Origin of the sequence: Mesorhizobium sp. M1312 (assembly GCF_040318115.1) — a bacterium.
In the GTDB taxonomy this organism is placed as follows: domain Bacteria; phylum Pseudomonadota; class Alphaproteobacteria; order Rhizobiales; family Rhizobiaceae; genus Mesorhizobium.
The window spans coordinates 1-7,123 of the sequence record NZ_JAMYLQ010000068.1 but is presented as its reverse complement, the minus strand read 5'-3'; the positions used below and the strand labels follow the sequence as shown (position 1 = coordinate 7,123).

Annotated in this window: 6 protein-coding genes; 4 read left to right on the top strand and 2 right to left on the bottom strand. The window is 63.4% G+C overall.

The window, feature by feature from the left end:
* The first annotated feature begins 133 nt into the window (after positions 1 to 133).
* Positions 134 to 1,375 carry a site-specific DNA-methyltransferase gene (locus NKH36_RS34160; protein ID WP_352966189.1) on the top strand — a complete coding sequence of 414 codons (1,242 nt, stop codon included), beginning with the start codon at positions 134 to 136 and terminating at the stop codon, positions 1,373 to 1,375.
* Between the two features lie 257 nt (positions 1,376 to 1,632).
* Positions 1,633 to 2,109, top strand: coding sequence for a phage terminase small subunit P27 family (locus NKH36_RS34155; RefSeq protein WP_352966187.1), 477 nt, complete (start codon positions 1,633 to 1,635; stop codon positions 2,107 to 2,109).
* 154 nt (positions 2,110 to 2,263) lie between these two features.
* On the opposite strand, the gene NKH36_RS34150 is transcribed toward NKH36_RS34155, so the two are convergent.
* Both NKH36_RS34150 and NKH36_RS34145 read right to left on the bottom strand, forming a co-directional pair.
* On the bottom strand, positions 2,264 to 4,732 hold the full coding sequence (locus NKH36_RS34150) for a PAS-domain containing protein (RefSeq protein ID WP_352966186.1): 2,469 nt from the start codon (positions 4,730 to 4,732) through the stop codon (positions 2,264 to 2,266).
* Between the two features lie 84 nt (positions 4,733 to 4,816).
* The gene (locus tag NKH36_RS34145) at positions 4,817 to 5,914 is read right to left on the bottom strand and encodes a branched-chain amino acid ABC transporter substrate-binding protein (protein ID WP_352966184.1); all 1,098 of its coding nucleotides are present in this window, start codon (positions 5,912 to 5,914) and stop codon (positions 4,817 to 4,819) included.
* 490 nt (positions 5,915 to 6,404) lie between these two features.
* On the opposite strand from NKH36_RS34145, the gene NKH36_RS35015 reads away from it, so the two are divergent.
* Together NKH36_RS35015 and NKH36_RS35010 are read left to right on the top strand one after the other, a co-directional pair.
* Positions 6,405 to 6,578 (top strand): recombinase family protein, encoded by a 174-nt coding sequence (locus NKH36_RS35015; protein WP_502912172.1) that lies wholly within the window; start codon positions 6,405 to 6,407, stop codon positions 6,576 to 6,578.
* Positions 6,579 to 6,587: 9 nt separating this feature from the next.
* Positions 6,588 to 7,123 (top strand): recombinase family protein (locus NKH36_RS35010; RefSeq protein WP_502912171.1); only part of this gene is annotated, 536 nt, incomplete at its 3' end.

Below are 7,123 nucleotides of genomic sequence, written 5' to 3'. Positions count from 1 at the left end.
GCGACGTGATATACTTCTCGCGTATCCGGCTCCTCAGCCTAGCTCGTGCAGGGACAAGATGACCAATGGCACGCATCCCAGTCAACGGCTGGACTCTGATCATGACCCGCTGCCTTCCAGGACGGCAAAGAGCGTGGCGGTGGATGCTCCTCGCCTCGCAGTTGAGTACCGTCCTGCCGCGGCTCTGATCCCATACGCGAAGAATGCCAGGACGCACTCGGATGCCCAGGTGGCGCAGATCGCCTCCTCGATCCGGGAATTCGGCTGGACGAATCCAGTCATGGTGGATGGCAAGAACGGCATCATCGCTGGCCACGGCCGGCTGCTGGCGGCGCGCAAGCTCGGTATGAGCACCGTGCCGGTGATCGAGCTCGCCGGGCTGAGTGACGCGCAGAAGCGGGCTTACATCATCGCCGACAACAAGCTGGCGTTGAACGCCGGCTGGGACAATGAACTGCTCGGCCTCGAACTCGGCGATCTTGCCGCGCTTGGCTTCGACCTGTCGCTGACCGGCTTCGACGGACGGGAGATCGCCTCCCTTATCAGCCTGGGCACTTCTGGCCTGACCGATCCCGATGACATCCCCGACGTCCCGGAGCAGCCGGTGAGCATTGCCGGCGATGTCTGGACGCTCGGCAAGCATCGGCTGATCTGCGGCGACAGCACTAATGCGGCAGACGTTGAGAAGGTGCTCGCCGGCATCAAACCACACCTGTTGGTGTCGGATCCACCATTCGGGGTCAACTACGATCCTGCATGGCGCATGCGGCTTGGCATTCCTTCGGAGGGCCTGGCGAAAGGGACAGTCCTGAATGACGACCGGTCTGATTGGCGCGAGGCATGGGCGCTGTTCCCCGGAGACGTGATGTACGTCTGGCACGCGGCCCTTCACTCGGCTACGGTGGTGACTAGCCTGGAAGCCAGCGGCTTTGCCGTGCGCGCCCAGATCATCTGGGACAAGACGCGGCTGGTCATCGGCCGCGGCGATTACCACTGGCAGCACGAGCCGGCCTGGTATGCCGTCAGGAAGGGCCACTGGGCGGGAGATCGCAAGCAGACCACCGTCTGGGCCATTCCTCACAGGAAGTCCGACACGGGCCACGGCACGCAAAAGCCGGTGGAATGCATGAAGCGGCCGATCGAGAACAACTCCTCGCCAGGACAGGCAGTCTATGAGCCGTTCTGCGGCTCTGGCACCACGATCATCGCCGCCGAGATGACCGGCCGCTGCTGTCACGCGATCGAACTGAACGCAGCCTATGTCGACGTCGCCGTGAAACGCTGGCAGGAGTTCACCGGTCAGGCGGCAATGCTGGAGGGCGATGGCCGTACATTCGCTGAACTCGGGGCCGAGCGGCTGGCGGAGGCTGCCTGAGATACCTATGAAGACATGAAGATCCTATAGCGCCTCGCCGGGGGGGGCGGTCATATCTCTACAGCTTTTCACTCATCGACCGGTGCCTCCCCTTTCTTCGAAGAACCGCGAAATTGGCAGGGGGGTAGCAGCGTAACGGCTGGATTAAGAATGGCCAAATACCGGGCTTTTCGGCCTTCCGGCAGCATGATTGCAGCCGCGAAATGGTCGACAAACTCCGGAGCCCATAGCGGCGGTGCGACGGACTGGAAGGAAGCATGATGCGAGGACGCAAGCCAGCGCCGACGGCACTGAAGATTGCGCTCGGCAATCCAGGTAAGCGGCCACTCAACAAGCGTGAGCCAAAGCCGGTGACGGCGATCCCGACCTGCCCGGCTCATCTGATGCCAACGGCCAAGGCCGAGTGGAAGCGGCTTGCGCATTACCTCCACGAACTTGGCATCATCAGCGAACTGGATCGGGCGGCACTCGCAGCCTACTGTCAAGCCTATGGCCGCTGGGTGGAGGCCGAGAAGAAGCTCAAGGAAACCCCTCCCCTGCTGCGGACGCCGGCCGGCTACGTGCAGCCCTCCCCCTGGCTTGCCATCTCCAACAAGAATGTCGAGCTGATGCACAAGTTCATGAGCGAGCTTGGCCTCTCCCCGGTGTCACGCAGCCGGGTGGCGACGACGCATCATATCGGACCCAAGCCATGGGAGTTCACCGGCGAGGACGAGGACGAGTTCTTTACTTGAGCGAGCGCGAGGTCGGGATCGCGCCACAACCGGACCTTGCCAGCGAAGGTCAAGCCTCGGCCCCAAAAGAGGCGCTGGCGGAGGAATATCCCTGCGCTAGTCGACGAGGTGAGGGCGGTAGAAGTCGACGATCCGGGTGCGGGCGCGAAGCCTGCTAACCGGGCTTGTGACAAAGTCGATCGAGCACGTCGCGAAGCGCAGTCGCGGCTTCCTCTCGCTCCCCAGCAGACATCAACTCGGGTTCAGCTTCTAGTCTGAGATGCGGCAGCTCGGTTCGAACAGCGCTGCCGGCGGCGACCAGATTGGCCTTCAGATCGAGGACGCGATAGGTGGCGACGGGATAGGCGATGCCCCTGACCTGGACGTGTCCCAGTTCCACGCAGTCGATCGTGTCCTTCACCTGCGCAAACGTCTCATAGGAAATGAGCACGGCACCCGGCGGCGCCTCCTGCTCGAGGCGCGAGGCGAGATTCACGGCGCCGCCGATGATCGTGTAGTCCATCCGGTCTTCACTGCCGAAGTTGCCGACGGTGCAGTAGTCGGTGTGGATGCCGATGCGGCAGCGCAGCGGCGTTTCGATGCCGATGTCGCGCCAGATTTCGGCAAGGTCGCTCATCCGCTTCTGCATGGCGAGGGCCATCTCGACGCAGGCGAGCGCGTCCTCCTTGACACCACGAGTCTCCGGATCGCCGAAAAACATCAAGATCGCGTCACCGACATACTTATCGATCGTCGCGCCGTGATCCGAAGCAATTTTCGACATTTCCGTCAGATAGTGGTTGAGGAGCTGGGTGAGGTCCTCCGACTCCATCTTGTCGGTGGTCTCGGTAAAGCCGGCGATATCCGAGAAGCATATTGTCAGCTTCTTGCGCTGGCTGGCGATCCTGACATCCTGACGGCCGGTGAATATCGAGTTGTACACTTGCGGCGCCAGATACTTGGCCAGCTTGGCTGAGAGCGCCTCGAGCGCTGCGGATTTCTCGGCGAGGTTCTCCTCGCGTTTTTTCTGCTCCGTGATGTCCGAGTAGACGGCGACCGTGCCGCCGCCCGTGATGCGCCGCTCGCCTATCATGATCCATCGTCCATCGGCGCGCCGCTGCACCCAGGGCTCGCCAGGGTTGCGGTGCCGGGAGAGCCGCTCGGCGACCCATTCCTCGAACCGCCCCTCGGCATCCTTGATGTAGCCGCGCTCGGCGGATCGGCGGATGATCTGCTCGAACGTCGTGCCGGGCGCCAGTTCGATCGCAAGGTCGCTGTAGAGCAGCTCGCGATAGCGGCTGTTGCTGAGGACAAGCCGGTCCTCCCCGTCGTAGAGAGCGAACCCTTCGGAGATGCTCTCGATGGCATCGACGAGCCGCTGGCGCGCCTCGGCGACCTCGCGCAGGTTCTTTTCCTCGATCTCGACCGCGGTGTCCCGGAACAGCCTGAGCGCGTCGGCCATGCGCCCGATTTCGTCGCGGCCGGCGGCAGGCAGCGGCGCACGAAGATTGCCGCCGGCGATCGCGAGCATGCCCTGGCTCACGCTTCCCAGACGGGCAAGGAGGCTGCGGTCGACATAGAGCCAGACAATCAGAACCGAGCTCAGGAGGCTGAGAAAGGCGGAGCCGAGGACAACTCCGGTGCCGTAGCGCTGGACGAGCGCGGCCTCGAGACCGGACGCTGTGATCTCGCTGTCTGCCGCTGAGACAAGGCGATCGACGGCAGCGGTGAGACTGCGCGACAGCCTGCTATTCTCGGCCAGAAGCTTTTCGCCATCGGCCAGGACAGCAAACTCGTCCTCCCGCGCCTTCGGGATGCTGTTCTCACCATCGACAAGCGCCTTCAACTCGTCCACCCGCTGCCGGAAGCGGACCCGCAGCCTCTCGTCGATCTCGGTAGAAATCGTGTCGAGAACGGCGAGCGACCGGCGCAGCGGGAACAGGATCAACGTCAGATCGCCCGGTGTCGGCGCGTCTGCCGTCTTGACCAGCGCGTCATTGACAGCCGAGATCTCCTGATGCGCCTTCTGCTGCGGGAGGTAGGCCGCAATCGCCTGGACCACGTCGGCCGCCGTCGCCGCGCCTGGATCCGCCGCGCGCGACGTGTCGGCCGTGACCGCCTGCCATTGCGGGAGCTTGGAGTTCAGAACAAGGATGCCGGGCGCCACAAGACGCTGACCTGCATTTGTGGTGGCGGACAAGAGGCGCAACAGGTCCTCCTTGCGCGCGACCACGCTGAGGCGGGCGGCGACAAGATCGTCGAGAGCGTCGAGATTGCGCCTGAGACCAAGCACTGCCGCCTCGATCTCGGCCACGGCCGCGACGTCGAGCGCCGCACCTTTGAGCGCAGCAAGCAGCTCCTCTAGGCGCGTCATCTCTGCCCCGATCGCAGCCGAGACCTCGTTGTGCCGAGCCTCGCTGGTCGAGGTAAGTATGGCGGGCGCAGTGGCGGCGACCCGCTCGGCCTGGCGCGACAGCTGGAGGGACGCCAGCGCCGACGGCACCCGATCCCTGGTGATGCGGTCGACGACCTCTCCCACTTGAAGGAAGGCGTAAAGAGCGGCCGCCGTGGCGAACACCGCGAAGGTGCTGATACCGAAAAAGGCCAGCAACAGGCGGCCACGTATGCCGAGGCGTTCAACCATCACAGCGACGCATTGATCTGAACGATCGCGCTAACTTGCCCTGCATCAGATGCCTCGACCAGCGCGCCGGCGATTGGCGGATTCTTATTCTGCCGGCACGTACTCTCCACTCCGCCAGACGTACCATACCCAGCTTTGGGTCGTGAGATCGCCCTTGTCGTCAAAGTCGATACGGCCCAACACCGTGTCGAATTGATTGTTGTGCAGCGACGCAATCACGGCCTTCGGCTCCAGCGAGCCTGCCTTCTGGACCGCCTGCGCCCAGGTCTGGGCGGCGCCGTAGCTGTGCAGCGTCCAGGAATCGGGCTCGAAGTTCTCGGCGCGGAACCGCTCAACGACATCAGCCGCTTCCGGATTTCGACGCGGGTCGGGGACAAAGGTGAAGAGCGTGCCCTCGGCGGCAGGGCCGGCAATGAGCGCAAACGCCTCGGTCGCCGTATCGTCACCCGAGATCACCTGAACCAGGTAGCCCCGGTCGCGCGCCGCGCGGACCATGAGCGCGGCCTCGGTATGGTACCCGCCCACATAGAGCACCGCGATATCCGCCGCCTGCAGCGCGACGATCTCAGCGGAGTAGTCGTCTTTCCCGGGAACGTAGGCCTGGTAGATCGCTTCGGTCACGCCCCGCCTGTTCAATTGCTTCCGTGTCTCGTCGGCGAGGCCTTTCCCGTAGGTCGTGTTGTCGTGGAGGATCGCGATCTTCCTGTCGCCCCATTGGTCAGCCAGGAAGTCGCCGGCCTCGAGGCCCTGCGCATCGTCGCGACTACAGACGCGGAAGACGGTGGCGCGGCCGTGCTCGGTCAGCATCGGGTTGGTCGAGGATGGCGATATCTGCACAACGCGCGCCGCCTCGTAGACCTTCGAGGCCGGGATCGAGGCACCGGAGCAGTAGTGCCCGACCACAAATACCACGCCGTCGGCGACCAGCTTCTGGGCTGCCGCTACCGCCTGCTCGGGATCGCAGAAGTCGTCGACCGTGATGAGCCGCAATTGCTGGCCGAGCACCCCACCCGTCGCATTGATGTCGGCCACGGCCGCCTCGGCGCCGCGTTTCAATTGTGTGCCGGTCCACTCGAGCTTTCCCGTCATCGGGCCGGCGACACCGATCAACACCTCCGCCCGCGCAGCGCAGATGAACAACGCCGCGAGCGCGGCGACAGCAATGGTGACCGCGTGGTGCATGACTGCTCCCCCAAACTTTAGCTTACGCTAATCAAGCCGGCGCCGACAGTCCTTTCCGCAAGCGCGGATACCTCGGCTGGTTCTGCGGCGCATCCGGCTCTTTTCTGAACGAGCGACCAGGGACCAAGATCGCCATGTGGCCTTGTGCGGTACGAAATTCCTGATGACTGGCTGAAGCGCTGGATTGCTGAGCTCTCAACAAATCGGTGAGAGCGGTAGTTCCTGCCTCTCGCGACGAGCCGAATTGCCCCGTTTGCAGACCTTCCGGTCTGACCTATGGAGGTCGCCTACGGGTCAATTTGCGTCGTAGAACGCTTGTGATGGCTTCTCATCCCGATCGCTCGGGAGTGCGTCTGATGGAGGAAACCGCCGGTGCGCCATGCTACGCTCGCAGGTGACCGGAGGACTTGCACTTAGAAGTTGCTTCTCATTCGCCTGTGAGCACACTGCAAACGGTGGTTTGCAGTTTGAACACCCCGGAAACAGAAGCATGACGAGAGCAGTCGCCTACTATCGGGTCTCGACACAGCGGCAAGGACGTTCTGGGTTGGGCATCGAGCCCCAGCGTGCTGCGGTCGCCCGCTTTGCCGAAGCCGAGGGGATGATCATCCTCCAGGAGTTCACCGAGATCGAAACCGGAAAGGGCGCGGATGCTCTTGATTGACGGCCGCAATTGAATGCCGCCCTCGCCCTTGCCCGCCAGTCAAAATGCCCGGTGGTCGTGGCCAAGCTCGACCGACTGTCGCGCGATGTCGCCTTCATTGCCGGCCTGATGGTGCAGCGGGTGCCGTTTATCGTCGCCGAACTTGGCGCCGATGCCGATCCATTCATGCTTCACCTCTATGCGGCGCTGGCCGAGAAGGAGCGTCGGATAATCTCGGAACGCACCAAAGCCGCCCTCGCCTCGCGCAAGACGACCGGCATGAAACTTGGCAACCCGACCAACACCGCGGAAGCTGCCGCGAAAGGTCGGAAGATCTCGATCCGGGAGGCTGATAGATTCGCCCAAACCGTGCTGCCGATCATCACCTCCATTCAGCGCTCCGTCGTCGCCGAACTTGGCGCCGATGCCGATCCATTCATGCTTCACCTCTATGCGGCGCTGGCCGAGAAGGAGCGTCGGTTAATCTCGGAACGCACCAAAGCCGCCCTCGCCTCGCGCAAGACGACCGGCATGAAACTTGGCAACCCGACCAACACCGCGGAAGC